The sequence below is a fragment of the Citrobacter sp. SX206 genome, assembly GCF_024181025.1.
GTDB lineage: Bacteria > Pseudomonadota > Gammaproteobacteria > Enterobacterales > Enterobacteriaceae > Citrobacter > Citrobacter youngae.
This window is the reverse complement of the sequence record NZ_CP049738.1, coordinates 463,525-483,264: the sequence shown is the minus strand read 5'-3', so window position 1 is coordinate 483,264 and position 19,740 is coordinate 463,525. Positions and strand designations below refer to the sequence as shown.

21 protein-coding genes are annotated in these 19,740 nt (G+C 51.3%); 8 read left to right on the top strand and 13 right to left on the bottom strand.

Translation table 11 applies throughout. The features are described from left to right. Positions 1-33 precede the first annotated feature (33 nt). From nanQ to nanR, 6 genes are all read right to left on the bottom strand, one after another. Positions 34-501: an N-acetylneuraminate anomerase gene (gene nanQ / locus G8S19_RS02370; RefSeq protein ID WP_116361161.1), complete on the bottom strand. Its 468-nt coding sequence runs from the start codon at positions 499-501 to the stop codon at positions 34-36. 2 nt (positions 502-503) lie between these two features. Then, positions 504-1,373 (bottom strand): N-acetylmannosamine kinase, encoded by an 870-nt coding sequence (nanK, locus tag G8S19_RS02365; RefSeq protein ID WP_115601390.1) that lies wholly within the window; start codon positions 1,371-1,373, stop codon positions 504-506. Further along, entirely contained in the window at positions 1,370-2,059 is a 690-nt protein-coding gene (locus tag G8S19_RS02360) for an N-acetylmannosamine-6-phosphate 2-epimerase (RefSeq protein ID WP_253686014.1), read from the bottom strand. Before G8S19_RS02360 ends, nanK begins: the two co-directional genes overlap by 4 nt. Positions 2,060-2,106: 47 nt before the next feature. Further along, positions 2,107-3,597 (bottom strand): sialic acid transporter NanT, encoded by a 1,491-nt coding sequence (gene nanT, locus G8S19_RS02355; protein ID WP_061068696.1) that lies wholly within the window; start codon positions 3,595-3,597, stop codon positions 2,107-2,109. A gap of 110 nt (positions 3,598-3,707) precedes the next feature. Next, the gene (gene nanA, locus G8S19_RS02350) at positions 3,708-4,601 is read right to left on the bottom strand and encodes an N-acetylneuraminate lyase (RefSeq protein WP_116361149.1); all 894 of its coding nucleotides are present in this window, start codon (positions 4,599-4,601) and stop codon (positions 3,708-3,710) included. Positions 4,602-4,735: 134 nt separating this feature from the next. Next, positions 4,736-5,527, bottom strand: coding sequence for a transcriptional regulator NanR (gene nanR, locus G8S19_RS02345; protein WP_048213441.1), 792 nt, complete (start codon positions 5,525-5,527; stop codon positions 4,736-4,738). A 360-nt stretch (positions 5,528-5,887) separates the two neighbouring features. Here nanR and dcuC point away from each other — a divergent pair, with 360 nt between their 5' ends. Continuing rightward, a complete protein-coding gene (gene dcuC, locus G8S19_RS02340; protein WP_048213442.1) occupies positions 5,888-7,255 on the top strand; it encodes an anaerobic C4-dicarboxylate transporter DcuC in 1,368 nt (455 codons plus the stop codon). A 44-nt stretch (positions 7,256-7,299) separates the two neighbouring features. Here the strand turns inward: dcuC and sspB are convergent, their stop codons facing one another. The 5 genes from sspB to zapE form a co-directional block, all read right to left on the bottom strand. Further along, on the bottom strand, positions 7,300-7,797 hold the full coding sequence (gene sspB / locus G8S19_RS02335; protein ID WP_048213443.1) for a ClpXP protease specificity-enhancing factor: 498 nt from the start codon (positions 7,795-7,797) through the stop codon (positions 7,300-7,302). Positions 7,798-7,802: 5 nt separating this feature from the next. Continuing rightward, positions 7,803-8,441: a stringent starvation protein SspA gene (gene sspA / locus G8S19_RS02330; RefSeq protein WP_048213444.1), complete on the bottom strand. Its 639-nt coding sequence runs from the start codon at positions 8,439-8,441 to the stop codon at positions 7,803-7,805. A 317-nt stretch (positions 8,442-8,758) separates the two neighbouring features. Beyond that, positions 8,759-9,151, bottom strand: a complete 393-nt coding sequence (gene rpsI, locus G8S19_RS02325; protein WP_003025138.1) for a 30S ribosomal protein S9 — start codon at positions 9,149-9,151, stop codon at positions 8,759-8,761. A gap of 15 nt (positions 9,152-9,166) precedes the next feature. Continuing rightward, positions 9,167-9,595 (bottom strand): 50S ribosomal protein L13, encoded by a 429-nt coding sequence (gene rplM, locus G8S19_RS02320; protein ID WP_003025141.1) that lies wholly within the window; start codon positions 9,593-9,595, stop codon positions 9,167-9,169. Positions 9,596-9,813: 218 nt separating this feature from the next. Beyond that, the gene (zapE, locus tag G8S19_RS02315) at positions 9,814-10,941 is read right to left on the bottom strand and encodes a cell division protein ZapE (RefSeq protein ID WP_142879354.1); all 1,128 of its coding nucleotides are present in this window, start codon (positions 10,939-10,941) and stop codon (positions 9,814-9,816) included. 192 nt (positions 10,942-11,133) lie between these two features. On the opposite strand from zapE, the gene zapG reads away from it, so the two are divergent. The 3 genes from zapG to degS all read left to right on the top strand — a co-directional run bounded on the left by zapG (position 11,134) and on the right by degS (position 14,225). After that, complete coding sequence (gene zapG / locus G8S19_RS02310) at positions 11,134-11,532, top strand: Z-ring associated protein ZapG (RefSeq protein WP_048213446.1); 399 nt, start codon at positions 11,134-11,136, stop codon at positions 11,530-11,532. Between the two features lie 168 nt (positions 11,533-11,700). Continuing rightward, positions 11,701-13,068 (top strand): serine endoprotease DegQ, encoded by a 1,368-nt coding sequence (gene degQ, locus G8S19_RS02305; protein ID WP_137364768.1) that lies wholly within the window; start codon positions 11,701-11,703, stop codon positions 13,066-13,068. Positions 13,069-13,157: 89 nt separating this feature from the next. Then, positions 13,158-14,225, top strand: coding sequence for an outer membrane-stress sensor serine endopeptidase DegS (degS, locus tag G8S19_RS02300; protein WP_005121354.1), 1,068 nt, complete (start codon positions 13,158-13,160; stop codon positions 14,223-14,225). A 142-nt stretch (positions 14,226-14,367) separates the two neighbouring features. Here degS and mdh read toward each other — a convergent pair whose 3' ends face one another. Next, positions 14,368-15,303, bottom strand: a complete 936-nt coding sequence (gene mdh / locus G8S19_RS02295; protein ID WP_040234161.1) for a malate dehydrogenase — start codon at positions 15,301-15,303, stop codon at positions 14,368-14,370. A gap of 436 nt (positions 15,304-15,739) precedes the next feature. Here mdh and argR point away from each other — a divergent pair, with 436 nt between their 5' ends. Together argR and yhcN are read left to right on the top strand one after the other, a co-directional pair. Then, entirely contained in the window at positions 15,740-16,210 is a 471-nt protein-coding gene (gene argR / locus G8S19_RS02290; RefSeq protein ID WP_003025162.1) for a transcriptional regulator ArgR, read from the top strand. Positions 16,211-16,587: 377 nt separating this feature from the next. After that, complete coding sequence (gene yhcN, locus G8S19_RS02285) at positions 16,588-16,854, top strand: peroxide/acid stress response protein YhcN (RefSeq protein WP_005121357.1); 267 nt, start codon at positions 16,588-16,590, stop codon at positions 16,852-16,854. A 49-nt stretch (positions 16,855-16,903) separates the two neighbouring features. Here yhcN and G8S19_RS02280 read toward each other — a convergent pair whose 3' ends face one another. Next, on the bottom strand, positions 16,904-17,188 hold the full coding sequence (locus G8S19_RS02280) for a hypothetical protein (protein ID WP_048213449.1): 285 nt from the start codon (positions 17,186-17,188) through the stop codon (positions 16,904-16,906). A 418-nt stretch (positions 17,189-17,606) separates the two neighbouring features. Between G8S19_RS02280 and xapA the strand changes: the two genes are divergently transcribed. Both xapA and tsgA read left to right on the top strand, forming a co-directional pair. Next, positions 17,607-18,440 carry a xanthosine phosphorylase gene (xapA, locus tag G8S19_RS02275; RefSeq protein WP_048213450.1) on the top strand — a complete coding sequence of 278 codons (834 nt, stop codon included), beginning with the start codon at positions 17,607-17,609 and terminating at the stop codon, positions 18,438-18,440. Between the two features lie 50 nt (positions 18,441-18,490). Continuing rightward, on the top strand, positions 18,491-19,696 hold the full coding sequence (tsgA, locus tag G8S19_RS02270) for an MFS transporter TsgA (RefSeq protein WP_061068701.1): 1,206 nt from the start codon (positions 18,491-18,493) through the stop codon (positions 19,694-19,696). Positions 19,697-19,740: the final 44 nt, after the last annotated feature.

The following is a 19,740-nucleotide window of genomic DNA, read 5'->3' as shown; positions in this document are numbered from 1 at the left end:
CTGCGGCAAAAACTTATGGCGAAATATTTTCTGTCAGGCAGCTAACAAACTGGCGCGCACCTTCACAACCACTTTTTTGATTTCCGCTGGAGTCCCCGCCACACAGCCCGGTTTATGTGGTTCACCGGGCATGAAAATTGCGAACGTACCAGGGATGAGCGTAATGGCCTGTTCATCATGAATCTCACCGCACAGCTGATAATCCTCTGCAATATGCATCTCTTCACACTGCCGGGCAGACCCCGTCATACCAAACAGAATACGTTCTTCACCCGCCAGCAGTACCTGAATATCAATATATTGCTCGTGCAACTCCGCTTTCTTTTGCTCCGGTTGTTGCGTAACAAACTGCATGACGTTCATAAAGACATTCTCACCTTGCAGCTCATAGCGCCCCGGTGCTTTATCCTGCGGTTTTGCCGCAACAGCCTGCGTTAATGCCTGCTGCAATACTGGATGCAATCCAGCAGAAAGCTGAGACTGTAAATCCCCTGACATCATCATCATTCTCCCTGGGCCAACAGCGCGGCCCCCAGTAGTCCAGCGTCATGACGGTAATGTGCCGCCAGTAATTTCACGTGATAAGTCGCGGGTTCCTGTGCCAGCCAGGCTTTCACCTGCGCCAGATAACCTTCAGCCAACCCGACGCTTCCGCCAATAACAACGCACTGGCAGTCGGTTGTCGCCTTCACATCGGCAATCAGACGTGCCAACGTGCATGCCGATCGCTGGATCAATTGACACGCCTGTTCATCCCCTTGTCTGGCCCGGCTAAAAATAGTTTTTGCATCACATCCAGCAAGTGAGCCTTCGGCTGCCGCTGCAATCCCACGGCCAGAAGCGATAGCCTCCACGCACCCCACTCGTCCACAACCACATTGCGGACCATACGGGTCCGCCAGTGTATGACCTACATGCCCCGCCAGCCCCCCGGCTCCGGTTAACAACTTTCCGTTGCTAACCACGCCGCCACCAACACCGGTCGATACAGTAATAAACGCCATATCGTGGTATTTCCCGCCAAGTGCATGATATTCAGCCCACGCAGCGGCCTGTGCGTCATTCACCGCCAACGTCGGTAGACCGGTGAATGACTCCAGCGTTTGCACCAGCGGGAAATGCATCAATCCCCCCAGATTTAATGGATTCAGTGCCAGGAGCGCGCCCTCACGGATGATGCCGGTTGAGGCAATCGCCACGCGCTGAGCCTGTGCCAGCAACGGCTCAATCAGCGCTTCCAGTGCAGCTCGCAGCGCTTGTGGTGTTTTGCTGGCGGGTGTCGGAAGTTCGTGACGGTCACGCATTTGCAGGCGACCATCAACCAGTGCAGCGGCCAGTTTAGTACCGCCGATATCAATCGCCAGGGTGGTCATAGCGCGGCCTTTTTCATCGCCGTGGTGTACCACTGGCAAATGTGTTCCAGTCGGGTAATAGCAGAACCCACTGTCACCGCCCAGGCCCCGTGGCGCATGGCTTCAGCTGCTTGTGCTGGCGTGTTATAACGTCCTTCGGCAATCACCCGACACCCGGCATCACGTAACGCTTTCACCAGCGCCAGATCAGGCTCATCTGGTGTTTCTGGTGTCGTATAACCCGACAGCGTCGTACCAATAATTTCCGCGCCGAGTTGCTGGCAGGCCAGGCCGTCTTCCAGCGACGAACAGTCGGCCATGGCCAGACAGTGATGTTGATGAATTCGTGCCAACAGTGCGGCGACGGGAACAGGACGCACGCGGTCTGTACCATCAATCGCTATAATGTCAGCTCCCGCCTGCGCCAACGCATCGACATCACCTAAAAATGCAGTGATGCGTAACGGGTAGTCAGCAAGATCGCGTTTCAGAATACCTATAATTGGCAGCGAAACGACCGCCCGGGTCGCCTGCAGGTTTTCCACGCCTTCAATACGCAGCGCCACCGCACCAGCCTGCTCGGCTGCCAGCGCCATGGCGGCGACAATTTCAGGTTTATCCAGCGGGCTGTCAGGAACGGGCTGGCAGGAGACAATCAGTCCGCCATCAGCGGCAATCTTTTTATCCAGTAGCTCAAGTAACGACATACATCTTCCCTTTCGAATCTTGCCCGGCTCAACGCCGGGCAAGCGGATTAACTTTTTGATTTCACCATGGTGCTTTTATCGCCGCCAAACGGCACGGCTCCACTAAACGGTTTACCATCAATGGCATCATGTGTACGTAGTGCTTCAGGCCGCAGCCAACGCTGTACACGAGACGGCATATCAAGGCCAATCAACAGGATCACCACAAATGTCAGGCCGAAAGAGAGCGATCCCAGCGCTGTGCCCAGATCCAGACGTTGTGCAATCAGCGCCCCGATGATCGGTGCCAGTGCCCCACCAAGTGCCCCTACGTTGTAGGTGAACCCCAGTCCCGCGGCACGTTGGTCGGTATCGAAATAACCACCAATAAGTTTTGGTAAGATCCCGGAGATCCCCTGCCCAAGCATTTGCTGGAAAAACAGTAGCAAACCCAGAACCCAGACGTTGGCCCCGCCAATCGCAAACACAGGGATAATCAGCAACTGCGAAGCCAGCAGACTGCACACATAAGCCTTGCGGGTACCCAGCCAGTCGCCAAGGAAACCACCGACGCAGCAGCCAACCGCCGCACCAAAGCCACTAAAGAACAGGACCCTGGCAACCGTTGAAGGGTCATACATCAGTTCAGTTTTCAAATACGTTGGCAGCAGCGCCTGAATCGGCCACGAGTAGAGAAATGCGAACAGCACGACAACCATCAGCATCACACCCGTCGGCCAACGTTTACCGCTGCTTTGCACCATAAAGCTAATGAAAATAAACGCACATATCAGGCCGAGGACCGCCACGATAGCCGCATTTTGCAGGTCGCCAGCAAAGCAGAACCACAGCGCGGTTGCAGCGGCGATCGTCATCAGAATATTAATTACCCGATGCTCGCCCCGGTAGAGAATATCCACCATAGTGCGCACTGGCGCTTTACCTGCGTGTTTTTCTTTCCAGTCCTCTGCCTCCGGAATATTTTTACGCAGCCAGAGGGCAAAGATAATCGGCAGAATGCCGATGAAGAACAGCGCACGCCATCCCCAGACCGGAACCACCAGGCTGTAGACCTGCGCAGCGATCACCGCGCCAACGGAGAAACCAGAAATCAGGAAGCCGCTGGCTTTATTTCGCAGGTGTTTAGGCCAGCTTTCAATAACATAAGTCGCGCTGGAACCGTACTCACCTGCCATTCCCATACCGATTACCAGGCGGGCGATAAACATGGTGGTGTAGCCTGGCGCGAAGCCACAGGCCAGCGTCCCCACTGAGAACAGAATGATGCTGGTGACCATTGCCAGGCGACGTCCATAACGATCACCCATCGCACCCAGCATTAACCCGCCAAACCAGCGGGAGATAAAGGCGGCGGAGATCAAACTGGCCGCCTGCACCGTCGTCAGTCCGAATTCGCCTTGTACTTCGGTCAGTACAAGGGCGATTAATACAAAATCAAAACCATCAAGCAAATACCCCAGCCAGGCGGCGGAAAATGCCCGCCATTGTGCCCGATTGAGATGGCGATACCACGGGATGCTCTGGGTAGAAGTACTCATTTTACTCTCCCGACGATCTTTGTTGTTGAGCCGGATGGCGGCTTTGCCCGATCCGGCCTACGGTCGAAAAATCCAGGCCGGGCAAGCGAAGCGCCCCCGGCGACCCGCGGTTACGATTTTTCCGCCAGCAGTTGGTTCGCCAGCGCTTTCAGTTCTGGCAAATATTGTTCATCTACCGGAGCGAACGGTTTACGGCACAGAGGTACAGAAACCACATCCATATAGTGCAGTACCGTTTTCAGACCGCGGAATACGCCAACCTTGATGAGCAGATCGATAACCTCATTGCACTCGGTTTGCAGCTTTTGTGCAGCCCGGATATCGCCTTCTTTGAGCGCTTTCACAATTCCCTGATAACGCCATCCCATGATGTTGTAAGTACTGCCAATCCCACCATCCGCACCGGCCAGCAACCCAGAAGCGAAGATCTCGTCATAGCCGTTGTAAAGCACCAGATCGGGGTGAGCGCGGCGGATCTGTTCCATTTGATAGAGATCGCCTGAGGTTTGCTTCAGCGCGCCAACGCCCGGCAACGTCACCAACGTGTTGATCTGATCCAGCGTCAGTTTTACGCCGCTCAGTGCCGGGATGTTATAGACCACCATCGGTAAGCCATCGGCGGAATCAATAATTGCGCGGTAGTGATCGCAGTGCTCTTCAAAGCTGAACGGATAGTAAAACGGCGTAACGGCCGAAACCGCATCAAATCCGTAGCGATGCGCAGCGCTCGCCAGCTGCTGGCTCTCTTCAGTGCTCACCGTGCCAACGTGGGCAATTAAGGTCACTTTACCTTTCGCTTCTTCAGCAACAATTTCCAGCACCTGCTCTCTTTCAGCGCGGTTTTGGACAAAGGCCTCACCCGTTGAGCCACCGACATAGAGCCCATCAACGCCCTGCCCAATGTTAAAACGCACCAGACGGCGCAAGCTCTCGGTGTCCAGTTTCTGCTGGTTATCGAATGGAGTTAATAACGCTGGCATTACGCCTTTTAAATTTCTTGCCATAACGACCTCTGAAGATGATTAGTGTTGTCTGACTACATACCTTTATACCTGTTATACCAGATCAAATAAGCAGCAATACAATACAGAACGCTTATAGTGCGATCTGCTTCACTAAAAGATCGTCAGGATCGCGATTACTTACGCAATTTTTTACTTTTGCTGAAGGCGTGCCAGGTTGCGGAAACGCTATTGAGATGTTCTTGCAGTGCGCGGTCTGCTTCTTCAGGATCGCGCTGGCGAATCGCGTCGACAATAGCGATATGCTGCTGATAACTCACGTTATTGTGCTCATACAATTCTTGATCGGCGACGGCCGGACGGGCAGCTATTAACCAGTCTAACAGCGCAACATGGATCGCCATAAAGATGGGGTTGCCCGGGATCTCTGCCAGCACACGGTGGAAGTCAACATCTGAACGGATGAAGAGCGCATTGTCTTCCAGCGACTGACTGTTGATCTCCAGTGCTTTCGCCAGTCTGTCGATTTGCTCGTCAGTGGCATGCTCTGCGGCATAACGCACCAGGCTGGACTCAAAGAACAATCGCAGCTGCTCAAAATGGGAAATACCACCAGGATGTGAGAGGAAATCTTTCGCCATGCCGGACAGTTCGCTGATAATCGTATCGGCCGAAGGACGTGAAACGCGGGCGCGTTCACCGTTGTTAATTTGCACCAGACCTTTACGCTTTAACGCCGCCAGCGCTTCTCGTACAGAAGGACGGCCAACATTGAAAAAAGCCATCAGTTCTCGCTCTGACGGCAACTGTTCCCCTTCGCCAAATTCCCGACGGCGAATCATCTGTTCAAGTTCTTCCTCAACCATTTCAGACAGTTTTTTACGCGCCAGCGGGCGGCTGCGTAAGCTACGGCCAATGGTGGATGGAGAGTCTTCAGCTTGCGAATCAAATGCGTTCATAGGGTCCATTCAGCTAAGTCGTGGTGACAAATAACAGCGAGTTCATCGTAACACAGGATCGAAAGCAGGGTGAAATGGTGGTCTGTGGGGGATATGCTCATACCGATGATATATAAAATTCATATATTTAAATATGAATGATTGAGCGGACAGTTTTTTATTACCATGGGATAAAACTAACTTTATGAAATCTGCGAATATCATCTTTAAAATAAATCATAAGCCACTATTTTAAAACGAAAAATAACCAAATCTCGATTATAAAAACACGATGTCCACTCCAAAACACATGCCAGAAAAAATATAACATCCGCATTTAAAACAGCGTTATTACCGGATTTATCTTCTTCTCTGGCATGGAGTGAAAAAATGTTCGGCATTATTATCTCTGTCATCGTTTTATTAACGATGGGTTACCTGATCCTCAAAAACTACAAACCACAGGTAGTACTGGCAGCAGCCGGGATCTTCCTGATGATCTGCGGCGTCTGGTTGGGGTACGGCGCACTGGTCGCCAGCGACAAAAGCAGCGGTTATCTGCTGGTCGATATTTATAATGAAATTCTTCGTATGCTTTCAAACCGGGCGGCCGGACTGGGGTTATCCATCATGGCGGTGGGCGGTTATGCCCGCTATATGGACAGAATGGGAGCCAGCCGGGCAATGGTCAGCCTGTTGAGCCGCCCACTTAAGCACATCCACTCACCCTATATTGTGCTTGCCGCGACGTATGTAATTGGTCAAATCATGGCACAGTTCATCACCAGTGCTTCCGGATTGGGCATGCTGCTGATGGTTACGCTCTTCCCAACGCTGGTCAGCCTGGGCGTGAGCCGTTTATCCGCGGTAGCGGTCATTGCCACTTCGATGTCGATTGAATGGGGCATTCTGGAAACTAACTCAATTTTCGCCGCACAGGTTGCGGGGATGAAAATAGCCACTTATTTCTTCCACTACCAACTTCCTGTCGCATCCTGCGTCATCATCGCCGTCGCCATCGCACACTTCTTCGTTCAACGCCGGTTTGATCAAAAAACACAACCAGACAGCACAGGCTTCAATGAACAAAAGACGCTGGAAGATGTGCCGCCACTCTATTACGCCATTTTACCGGTGATGCCGCTGCTCCTGATGTTGGGCTCGCTGTTGCTGGCGCATATGGGATTAATGCAGGCAGAGTTGAATCTGGTGGTGGTGATGCTAATGAGTTTGTCGCTGACCATGTTTGTGGAGTTTTTTCATAAACATAATCTGCGTGAGACTATGGATGATGTGCAGGCGTTTTTTGACGGCATGGGAACACAGTTTGCCAACGTCGTCACACTGGTGGTGGCCGGTGAGATCTTTGCCAAGGGTTTAACCACTATCGGCACCGTCGATGCGGTGATTAAAGGTGCGGAACACTCCGGGCTTGGCGGTATCGGTGTGATGATCATTATGGCCGTGGTTATCGCCGCCTGCGCAATTGTGATGGGATCCGGGAATGCACCGTTTATGTCATTCGCCAGTCTGATCCCGGATATTGCTGCGGGGCTGCATATTCCTGCGGTTGTGATGATTATGCCGATGCACTTCGCCACCACGCTGGCACGTGCGGTTTCACCGATTACCGCTGTGATTGTCGTGACATCCGGTATTGCTGGCGTGTCGCCTTTTGAGGTAGTAAAACGGACAGCCATCCCAATGGCGATAGGATTTGTGGTCAATATGATTGCCACTATCGCGCTGTTTTATTGATATCTGACGCAGAATGCAAAACAGGCCCGCAAGGGCCTGTTTGATTATTTCACTACGCGTAGCGCCGGACGCCCACCGCGAGGAGGCGGCGGTGTGTCGTCAGGATCGTCATCGTGATTATCCGGTTTATCGCCATCAATCACCGACATCACCGTTTCGTTTTCGCTCTCAGGCGCGACATCGTCATCATTGAGGCTGTCGACATCTTCGTCATAGGCCGCTTCAGGTTCAAACATCGTTCCTGCGCCGTTTTCACGGGCATAGATCGCGAGTACCGCCGCCAGTGGTACGGAAACGTTGCGCGGCACGCCGCCAAAGCGCGCGTTAAAGCGCACTTCGTCGTTTGCCAGTTCCAGATTGCCCACGGCACGCGGCGCAATATTCAAAACAATTTGCCCGTCACGTGCATATTCCATCGGAACCTGCACGTCCTGGAGCGTCACATCCACCACCAGGTGCGGCGTGAGCTGGTTGTCTAGCAACCACTCATAGAATGCGCGCAGCAGATACGGACGGCGTGGCGTTAACTGTGGCAAATCCATACAGGTTAACCCCGGCCCAGACGCATTTCACGTTCAGGCTCAGTCAGAGAAGCCAGGAAAGAGTCACGTTCAAAGACGCGGGTCATATACCCTTTCAGTTCTTTCGAACCTGCACCGTTGAATTCAATACCCAGCTGCGGTAAACGCCACAGCAGCGGCGCCAGGTAGCAATCGACCAGGCTGAACTCATCGCTCAGGAAATACGGTTTTTGACCAAAGACTGGGGCAATTGCCAGCAGCTCTTCACGCAGACGTTTACGTGCAACATCGGCTTCAGATGCGGAACCGTTCACGATGACGTTCATCAGCGTGTACCAGTCTTTTTCAATACGCTGCATGTACAGGCGGCTCTCACCACGCGCAACCGGGTAAACCGGCATCAGCGGAGGATGCGGGAAACGCTCATCCAGGTATTCCATAATGATGCGAGATTCCCACAGGGTCAGCTCACGATCCACCAGTGTCGGTACGCTCTGATTCGGGTTGAGGTCGATCAGATCCTGCGGTGGATTATCCTTCTCCACGTGCTCAATCTCGAAACTAACACCTTTCTCAGCCAGCACAATGCGGACCTGATGGCTATAGATGTCAGTAGGACCAGAAAACAGCGTCATTACCGAACGTTTGTTGGCAGCGACAGCCATGAAAACCTCCAGGTATATTCAGAATTTTTACTGCTACCAGCCACTATGTGACCAGCCAGAAGTGATGTCACCCAGATTCGGGAAAGCCATTACTGTTCAAAATACAAACAAAAAATGAGCGATACCGGACATTTGGGCAGAAAATTGGATGATAGTTTACCAGATTTTGTGACCTTTGTGGTGAGTCGATTCTGGAAATGGGGAAAAAGAGGTGGCAATCAGCGAATTACCGTGGTTCTACGCGGAGAAAATAACCATAAAAAAACCCGCCGAAGCGGGTTTTTTCGCAAATTGTCGTCTGCCGGAGCAGAGTACAATTAACGTTTGGAGAACTGAGGACGACGACGTGCTTTACGCAGACCGACTTTCTTACGTTCAACCTGACGAGCATCACGGGTAACGAAGCCAGCTTTACGCAGTTCGCCACGCAGGGACTCGTCGTACTCCATCAGAGCGCGGGTGATACCGTGACGGATCGCACCAGCCTGACCAGAGATACCACCACCTTTAACAGTGATGTACAGATCCAGTTTCTCAACCATGTCGACCAGTTCCAGCGGCTGACGAACTACCATGCGGGCAGTTTCACGACCGAAGTACTGTTCCAGAGAACGTTGGTTGATTACGATTTTACCGCTACCCGGTTTGATGAAAACGCGAGCTGCGGAACTTTTGCGGCGACCAGTGCCGTAGTATTGATTTTCAGCCATTGCCTATAATCCCGATTAGATGTCAAGAACTTGCGGTTGCTGTGCCGCGTGGTTGTGCTCGTTGCCAGCGTAAACTTTCAGTTTACGGAACATAGCACGACCCAGCGGGCCTTTTGGCAGCATGCCTTTAACCGCGATTTCAAGCACACGCTCAGGACGGCGAGCAATCATCTCTTCAAAGGTCGCTTGTTTGATACCACCGATGTGGCCGGTGTGGTGATAGTACACTTTGTCAGTACGCTTGTTGCCGGTTACAGCAACTTTGTCAGCGTTCAGAACGATGATGTAATCACCGGTATCTACGTGCGGAGTGTATTCCGCTTTGTGCTTACCGCGCAGGCGCAGAGCCAGTTCGGAAGCCAGACGGCCCAGAGTTTTACCGGTCGCGTCAACAACATACCAGTCGCGTTTTACGGTTTCTGGTTTAGCTGTAAAAGTTTTCATTAAAAGCTTACCCAAATAAATAAGTTACACGTTGGTGAACACCCAAACGTTTTGTCAGTTGAGGTTCACACGACATTGTCCAGCAAACCTACCCCTTCGAATAGCCTATGCCGGCGCATAGAAAGTTTTGGGAAAAAAACTCTCTCGTAACGTGGGGTCGCAAGATTATAGAGAAGTCAGGGTCAAAGATCGACCCCTTTATGTGATTTGCGGCAGGTTTAACCAGCTAAATGTTCCCGCTTCAGATACTCCTCGCTTTGCATCTCCTGCAAACGCGACAAACAACGCTGGAATTCAAACTTCAGGCGCTCGCCCTGGTAGATTTCATATAAAGGCGCTGCGGCGCTGACCACCAGCTTAACGTGGCGTTCGTAGAACTCATCCACCAGCGCGATAAAGCGTCGTGCCTCACTCTCCATCAGCGTCGTCATGACCGGTACATCAGACAGCAGCACCGTGTGGAACAGGCGCGACAAGGCGATGTAATCGTGCTGACTGCGAGCATCGACGCACAACGTAGTGAACGATACCGCCAGCGTCTGGTTCTCAACGGCCAGCGTCTGCATCGGGCGGTGGTTAATCTCCAGCGTCGGCGCGTGATCACCTTTCGCGCCCGCCAAGGCCAGCCAGAGCTTATCCATCTGCCGCCGCGTTTCATCATTAAGCGGGGCCAGCCATAAGTGTGCCTGAGTTAACGTACGTAACCGGTAGTCAACGCCGGCGTCCACGTTCATGATGTCGCAATACTGTTTAATGGCTTCGATAGCGGGAAGGAAGCGCGTACGTTGCAAACCGTTACGATACAGTTCATCTGGCGGAATATTGGAGGTCGCGACCAGCGTAATGCCACGGGCAAACAGCGCCTTCATCAGACCGCCGAGCAGCATGGCATCGGTGATGTCAGAAACAAAAAACTCGTCAAAGCACAGCACGTCCGTTTCGGCCTTAAAACGGTCGGCAATGATTTCCAGCGGATCGCTCTGCCCCTGCAGGGCGGTAAGCTCTTCATGGACGCGCAGCATAAAACGGTGAAAGTGCAAACGCTGTTTACGTCCGCCCGGCAGGCTATGGTAGAACAGATCCATCAGCCAGGTTTTTCCACGCCCTACGCCCCCCCACATATACAGACCACGCACCGGCGTGTTTTCCTTCGGCTCACGCTTACCCAGCAATTTACCAAAGCGGGCCATCAGTCCACTCTCCTGCGCCGCTGGAGGCGTAATCGTCGTGAGCTCCTGGTAAATCGTTTCCAGTCGATTCACCGCTTCTTGTTGTACGTTGTCGGGTTGATGGCTGCCGTCGTTAAGGGCCTGCAGGTATCGCGATGTCGGGGAAAGGCTTTGCATGATGTTATTGTTATTCCTTGAGAATCGATGTGCCGTCGCTCACGATTGACGAAAAAAAGGCCGTTCTACATTACGTGATATAAACACGGGATTCCACTTCTACGGGATTAGCGGTTATAGTGGCATAATCAGGCGCAGGCATGGAGCCTAAAGCCAACACCCTACGGAAACAAAAGACAACGGGAGATGTTCATGACCTGGGAATATGCGCTAATTGGGTTAGTCGTCGGTATCATTATTGGTGCTGTAGCCATGCGTTTTGGTAATCGTAAATTACGCCAACAGCAGGCATTACAGTACGAACTGGAAAAGAACAAAGCTGAACTGGAAGAGTACCGCGAAGAGCTGGTGAGCCACTTTGCCCGCAGCGCTGAATTGCTGGATAACATGGCGGACGATTATCGTCAGATCTACCAGCATATGGCGAAAAGCTCCAGCAACCTGCTGCCGGGCATGTCAGCGGAAAATAACCCATTCCGCAATCGTCTGGCTGAGTCTGAAGCGGGTAACGATCAGGCGCCGGTTCAGATGCCGCGTGACTATTCCGAAGGGGCTTCCGGCCTGCTGCGTAGTGGCGCAAAGCGCGACTAACTGCACATCGTTAAGAAATTTATGGGGCGCAGCAATTGCGCCCTCTGCTTCTCTTCCCGTCCCAGCTATTATTTAGTCGTTAGCCTCATTGTGACCAAACCGAAAATTCAATAACATCAAACTGTTTTGAATCATCTTCCGTTTACTCAAGGTACGAGAGCAGGATCCATGAAAAAACAAACCCAGCTGTTGAGTGCATTAGCGTTAAGTGTCGGGTTAACTCTCTCGGCGCCATTCCAGGCCATTGCGTCGATTCCCGGTCAGGTCCCCGGACAGGCAGCGCTTCCCAGCCTCGCCCCGATGCTGGAAAAAGTGTTACCAGCCGTGGTTAGCGTGAGAGTCGAAGGTACCGCCACTCAGGGGCAGAAAGTCCCGGAAGAGTTCAAAAAGTTTTTTGGTGATGAACTGCCCGATCAACCTTCCCAACCTTTTGAAGGGTTAGGTTCCGGGGTCATTATTGACGCTGCCAAAGGCTATGTTCTGACCAACAACCACGTTATTAATCAGGCACAGAAAATTAGCGTTCAGCTGAACGATGGCCGCGAGTTCGACGCTAAGCTTATCGGCAGCGACGATCAGAGCGACATCGCTCTGCTGCAAATTCAACATCCCAGCAACCTGACGCAAATTGCCATTGCCGACTCCGACAAACTCCGCGTGGGTGATTTCGCGGTAGCCGTGGGTAACCCGTTTGGTTTGGGGCAAACTGCCACCTCCGGCATCGTATCGGCTTTGGGTCGTAGCGGGTTGAACCTGGAAGGTCTGGAAAACTTTATTCAGACCGATGCGTCTATTAACCGCGGTAACTCTGGCGGTGCGTTGCTCAACCTCAACGGTGAGCTGATTGGTATCAATACCGCCATTCTGGCGCCTGGCGGCGGCAGCATTGGGATCGGCTTTGCTATCCCCAGTAACATGGCGCGTACGCTGGCGCAGCAGTTAATGCAGTTTGGCGAAATCAAACGCGGCCTGCTGGGTATTAAAGGTACTGAAATGACCGCTGACATCGCTAAAGCATTCAAACTGGATGTACAACGTGGCGCGTTTGTCAGCGAAGTTCTGCCTAACTCAGGTTCCGCAAAAGCGGGCGTGAAATCCGGTGATGTTATTACCAGTCTTAACGGCAAACCGCTCAGTAGTTTCGCCGAACTGCGGTCACGTATTGCGACAACCGAACCGGGGACCAAAGTCAAACTGGGCCTGCTGCGTAACGGTAAACCATTGGAAGTTGAAGTGACGCTGGATACCAGTACATCATCTTCCGCCAGTGCGGAAATGATTGCACCGGCGTTGCAAGGGGCCACGCTCAGCGACGGGCAGCTAAAAGACGGTGCCAAAGGTATTCGAATTGATAACGTTGAAAAAAGTAGCCCAGCCGCACAGGCCGGCCTGCATAAAGATGACGTCATCATCGCCGTTAACCGCGATCGGGTGAACTCGATTGCCGAAATGCGTAAAGTGCTGGAAACGAAACCGTCAATCATTGCTCTGCAGGTCGTTCGTGGAAACGAGAGTATTTACCTGCTTTTGCGTTAACCTGGACAACCGGACATCAGCCCCCCATGTGATGTCCGGTAAACTCGTGATATGCTGCTGCCGTTCCCTTTTTTAATGACGCCGCCATCATGTTTGTGAAGCTTTTACGTTCGGTCGCGATTGGTTTAATCGTCGGCGCCATTCTGCTGGCCGCGATGCCCTCTCTGCGCAAAATTAATACGCTTACCGCACCACAGTTCGACAGCACAGATGAAACACCTGCCAGCTATAACCCGGCAGTTCGCCGTGCTGCGCCTGCCGTGGTCAACGTGTACAACCGCAGTATGAACAGCACGACGCATAACCAGCTTGAGATCCGCACGCTCGGTTCAGGCGTGATCATGGATCAGCGCGGCTATATCATTACCAACAAGCACGTCATTAATGATGCCGACCAAATCATCGTCGCATTGCAGGATGGGCGTGTCTTTGAAGCGCTGCTTGTTGGCTCCGATACCTTAACCGACCTTGCGGTGCTGAAAATCAACGCAGCAGGCGGGTTGCCGACGATCCCGATTAATAACAAACGTGTACCGCATATTGGTGATGTCGTGCTTGCCATTGGTAACCCGTACAACCTTGGGCAAACCATCACTCAGGGGATCATCAGCGCCACGGGGCGTATTGGCCTGAACCCAACGGGCCGGCAAAACTTCCTGCAAACGGATGCCTCCATTAACCATGGTAACTCTGGCGGTGCGCTGGTTAACTCTCTGGGTGAGTTGATGGGGATTAACACACTGTCGTTTGATAAAAGCAATGATGGTGAAACGCCGGAAGGGATTGGCTTTGCCATTCCGTTTCAGTTGGCGACGAAAATCATGGATAAGCTGATCCGCGACGGGCGCGTTATTCGTGGCTACATCGGCATCAGCGGGCGTGAAATTGCACCGCTGCATGCACAAGGTAGCGGCATGGATCAAATTCAGGGGATTGTCGTGAACGAAGTGGCACCGGATGGCCCGGCGGCCCAGGCCGGAATTCAGGTCAACGACCTCATCATTTCGGTAAATAATAAACCGGCAGTATCAGCGCTGGAGACCATGGATCAGGTCGCTGAGATTCGCCCCGGTTCGGTTATCTCCGTGGTCGTGATGCGCGATGACAAGCAGTTGACGCTGCAGGTCACGATTCAGGAATATCCGGCGACGAACTAACGCGGATATAAAAAAACCGGAAATCATCCGGTTTTTTTAACATTTCGATGGGCTTGTAGGCCAGATAAGGTGTTTACACCGCATCCGGCATCTGTATGCCTTATGGCGACGCAAAACGTCTTATCAGGCCTACCGAAAAGAGTTATTTAACGAACTCTTCGCCCAGCGTGATATCTTTCTTCAGCGTATCCAGCATGCCTTCCAGCGAGCTTTGTTCGAACGCGCTCAGTTTACCGATGGACTGACGTTCTTCTACGCCATTTTTGCCCAGCAGCAGCGGCTGAGAGAAGAAGCGAGCATACTGGCCATCGCCTTCAACGTAAGCACATTCCACCACACCTTTTTCGCCGCTCAGCGCGCGAACCAGTGACAGACCGAAACGTGCTGCAGCCTGACCCATAGACAGGGTTGCAGACCCGCCACCGGCTTTTGCTTCCACAACTTCAGTACCCGCGTTCTGGATACGTTTGGTCAGGTCGGCCGCTTCTTGTTCAGTGAAGCTTACACCAGGGATTTGTGACAGCAGCGGCAGAATGGTCACACCAGAGTGTCCACCGATAACCGGGACTTCAACGTCGCCAGGCTGCTTGCCTTTCAGTTCCGCCACAAAGGTGTTGGAGCGGATGATGTCCAGCGTAGTTACGCCAAACAGTTTGTTCTTATCGTATACGCCTGCTTTTTTCAGCACTTCAGCAGCAATAGCAACGGTCGTGTTCACTGGGTTAGTGATGATACCGATACACGCTTTCGGGCAAGTTGTAGCAACCTGCTGCACCAGATTCTTCACGATGCCAGCATTCACGTTAAACAGGTCAGAACGGTCCATACCTGGTTTACGTGCAACACCCGCAGAAATCAGCACCACGTCAGCACCTTCCAGTGCAGGGGTCGCATCTTCACCGCTGAAGCCTTTGATTTTCACAGCAGTAGGGATATGGCTCAAATCAACGGCCACACCAGGCGTTACTGGAGCGATGTCGTACAGGGAGAGTTCTGAACCTGAAGGCAGTTGGGTTTTTAACAGTAATGCTAGCGCCTGACCGATACCACCAGCAGCGCCGAGGACTGCAACTTTCATCCTAAACTCCTTATTATATTGATAAGCAAAATGTCTATTGCTCCGCGGCGGCGACCTTAATTCACAAATCCAACGAATTCAATAACCACGCGTCAAGAATGCGTAGTCACGCAAATTTGGCTTTTATGCATTTAACTTACGTAAAATAAAACCTAAGTTACGTAATTCAAAACCACTCGCACAGTAGAGCAACTTTCCAACAGGTGCTGACAATATACCCTACAGCCATCTCAAAACAACATCAATTTGATAACATTTAATTTACTTTTAATCTTATTTGCGAGCCGTGACACAGGCATGTTTCTTGATAACGAAATTTGATAAAATTCCGCTCTTTCATAACATTATTTCAGCCTTGAACGAGGCAGACCGTTTGCATAAAAATTCATCTGTATGCACAATAATGTTGTTTCTACCGCCATATTACGGGTGACTTATGCGAAGCTCGGCAAAACAAGAAGAATTAGTAAAGGCGTTTAAAGCGCTGCTTAAAGAAGAAAAATTCAGCTCTCAGGGCGAAATCGTCCTCGCGTTGCAGGATCAGGGCTTTGATAATATCAACCAGTCCAAGGTTTCACGCATGCTGACCAAGTTTGGTGCCGTGCGTACCCGCAATGCGAAAATGGAAATGGTGTACTGTCTGCCTGCAGAGCTGGGAGTCCCGACAACGTCAAGCCCGTTGAAAAATCTGGTGCTGGATATCGACTACAACGATGCCGTTGTCGTTATTCATACCAGCCCAGGCGCTGCGCAGCTAATTGCCCGCCTGCTGGATTCACTGGGTAAAGCAGAAGGTATTCTTGGAACGATTGCTGGTGACGATACCATCTTCACCACACCGGCCAAAGGTTTTACGGTCAAAGACCTGTACGAAGCCATTCTGGAACTGTTTGAACAAGAACTGTAATCCCCTTCCCCGTCACGCCCTGTGGCGGGGAAAAATCTCTCTTTTCTGCTCCCCTTCTCAACTTTCCACTACCGAACATTTAACAAATAGTGCGTTTCACCGCCAAAATACATTCACACAGTGAATGATCCCAATCAAAAACGCACAATTTGCAAAATATCATATCCTAATGAATTTATTGATTTTATTTTCAAAAATAAGTTCTAACCTGTATTTTTAATTCCATATAGTTATAAAAAATAATTTTTTTAACACTTGATTACCATAGAAACAATTAGCGTGGTATTAATTTATCGCGTGATTAGTGTATACTTGATTTTGTGATGAGGGTCACGAAACAAAGACCCCTAGTAAAAGAATTCGACGAGGTAAGTATCATGAAAATCAAAACCACTGTTGCAACTTTAAGCCTTCTCTCAGTTCTCTCTTTCGGTGCAAGCGCCGCTGTTAATCAGGTGAACTCGCAAGAAGCACAGAATCTGCAATCCATGGGTACCATCTCTGTATCTCAGATCGGTAGCTCACCAATGGATATGCGTCAGGCAATCGCCGCTAAAGCAGAAAAAGCGGGCGCCAGCAGCTATCGTGTCACTGAACTCCGTGAAGGTGCTCACTGGCATGCAACCGCAGAATTGTACAAATAAACCCTCGTCGTCTAGTCCGACGACTTGCCCCCGCCTGCCGGGGGCTTTTTTATACCTGTTTTGAGTGACGAACGTTAAAGCGTAACTGTCCTTCGAGCTCTTCTTCTGCTTCATCGAACAGTAAAATCAGCGCGCCATATCGCCTGCGTAACTTATCCGGTAAATGAACAAATTCGATTTCCAGAGGTAAAGGCAAGATTTCCCCAACCACAACCTCCCACAAAGAATCTAAATCAACCACCTTTTCCCGGGCCAGACCGAATGTACGTGCAAACTCACGGTAGAAATCACTCTGATTTTCAATCTCGTCAAAATCAAACGTATAGATATTCATCTATAGCCACCATCCCGACGCCAGTTACTCCACAGACCACCGATATGCAGGGTCTTCCTCAACCTGTTTCCCCTATCCCGCCAGCAAAATTTTATATTCCTGCGGTCCAGGCATCGTTTACCACCCCCAGCTAAATACTCGTCTTAAGTATAGCCCTGCCTCAGTGTGCGTAATACGTCAGGAATGAACTGTTCATCGTTTAGACAAAGAGAGATACATCACATTTTTGTGCAATCCTATGACTGCGTTTCGGAAACAGTATGAAACAGGTTGGCCATAACTTTCTGAAAAATAATAGATCCGATATTTATCTGATTTTTTCAATATAAAAATCATATCAATAACCGCATTTATCATATTGGATTTGTAATTGAAGCCTCCACAAAATGCATGCAACTGAATAGTCTCTGGAGTCGATATGTCCATGTCTGTTGTCAACGATACCCCGTATGAAGCGGCTGAAATTCTGCGTTCTGCAAAACCCAATTTTCATCCACGTATCGCTCTGATACTTGGGTCAGGTCTGGGGGCTCTTGCCGATCGCATGGAAAATAAAACCACGCTTTCATATCAACAATTGCCTGGGTTTCCGGTCAGCACCGTAATCGGCCATGCCGGGGAAGTGGTGATGGGAACGCTTTATGGTATCGACCTCATCTGCATGAAGGGACGTGGGCATTTTTATGAAGGGCTGGGAATGGGCATCATGACCCATGCCGTACGTACCTTTAAACTGTTGGGCTGCGAATTTTTATTCTGTACCAACGCCGCGGGTTCGCTGAACGTAGATATTCCTGCAGGTAGTCTGGTCGCCCTCAACGATCACATCAACACCATGCCATCTACCCCACTTGTCGGGCCGAACGATGAACGCTTTGGTCCTCGCTTCTTTAGCCTCGCTAACGCATACGATCGCGAACTGCGCCAGCAGCTTCACGGTGCCGCAGAGCAGTTGGGTATCACGCTTCATGAAGGGGTTTTTGTCTCTTATCCTGGACCTAATTTTGAGACGGCTGCGGAGATTCGCATGATGCAGCGTATGGGCGGCGATGTCGTCGGTATGTCGGTGGTACCGGAAGTGATAGCTGCACGCCACTGTGGCCTGAAAGTACTGGCCGTTTCAGCCATCACAAATATGGCTGAAGGTCTCAGTGATGTTGAGCTTTCCCATGAACAAACGCTGAAATGCGCTGCCATGGTAACCGAAGATTTTATTCGTTTGATCAGCCAGTTCCTCAAGCAGTACGCCTGATCGTGGTTCCGTAGACGGACAGGTCGCCCTGCTCCGTCTGGAGAAAAGTTATGCCAGACAATCAGTTTTCTCGCGCAAATCTCAATGCCGTTTCGTACCTGAGCTATTACTTTGTTGGCGCACTGGTGTCGACACTGGGGATTGTGCTTGGGCCACTTTGTGCCGCTTTTCATAAAGACCCCAGCTTTATCGGGCAGGTCTTTACTCTGATGAACATCGGAATGTTTGTGCCTATTATGCTTGGCGGCATTCTGATGAAAAAATGGGGGCTGAAAAAACCATTAGTTATTGCTGCAACGCTCACCGTGATTATCAGCGTAGTACTTTTTATCCAACCAACCTTAACGCTGTTTAGCGTTGCAGTGGCCGGAATTGGTGCCTGCGGGGGCGTGTTTATGACCATCGGCAGTTATCTGGTGGTCCGTATTAATCCCGATGAAAAGAGCCGCTCTTCCAGCCTGATTTTTACCGATTTCTTTTTCAGCTTTGCCGGAGCAACCCTTTCCTTACTGTTAGCCTGGATGTTTAAACTGGGTGCCAGTTGGATTGCGATGTATGGGATTATGGGCGGTCTGGGCGCGTTGATGTTGGCACTTACCCTGCGTTGTCGCTTCCCATCGACAGAGGCTGCGCAGCCGCAGCAACACGAGAAAACGGAAGAGTCAGAACCCTGGGGGATCTCTGTCTATTTGATCTGTTTTACTCTCTTTGCTTTCCTGCTGGCTGAACCCATTTTTACCATGTGGACACCGGGCTACCTGCAATCGCGTTTTACACTTCAGGCGCAGGATGCCGCGCTATTCACTACTGTGTATTGGGTGACGAAAGCCATTGGCCTGTTCCTGAATCAGTTCACCGTGAAATGGATGAAACTGCGCACTTTCCTGCTGATCTGCGCAAGCATTGGTCTGGTCTCTATTGCGCTGATTGCCAACAGCAACAATACCACGCTGATTCTGATAGCGTGCGGCGTGTTTGGTTTCTTTAACTCCGGTTTATTCTCCGGCCTGATGAGCTATGGTTCACTGCAGGTGAGTCGCAGTTCACCAACCTTGATCTCCGCCTTGTTGACGTGCGGCACAGTGGGCACGCTACTGTTTGCCAGCGTCTCCTCCATGGTAAACAGCCACTTTGGTCTGCAGGGGGCGGTGAATACGTCAACTGTCGCCTATTGTGTGTTACTGCTGACGCTGGTTATCGCTGTCACCTGCAGCCAGGCCGAGCGTCTCGCCCGCCCGCCATCCGCTGCGGTTTGACAAGCTTTGGGGAGGACGGCATGATGCCGTTTCTCTCCCTCTCT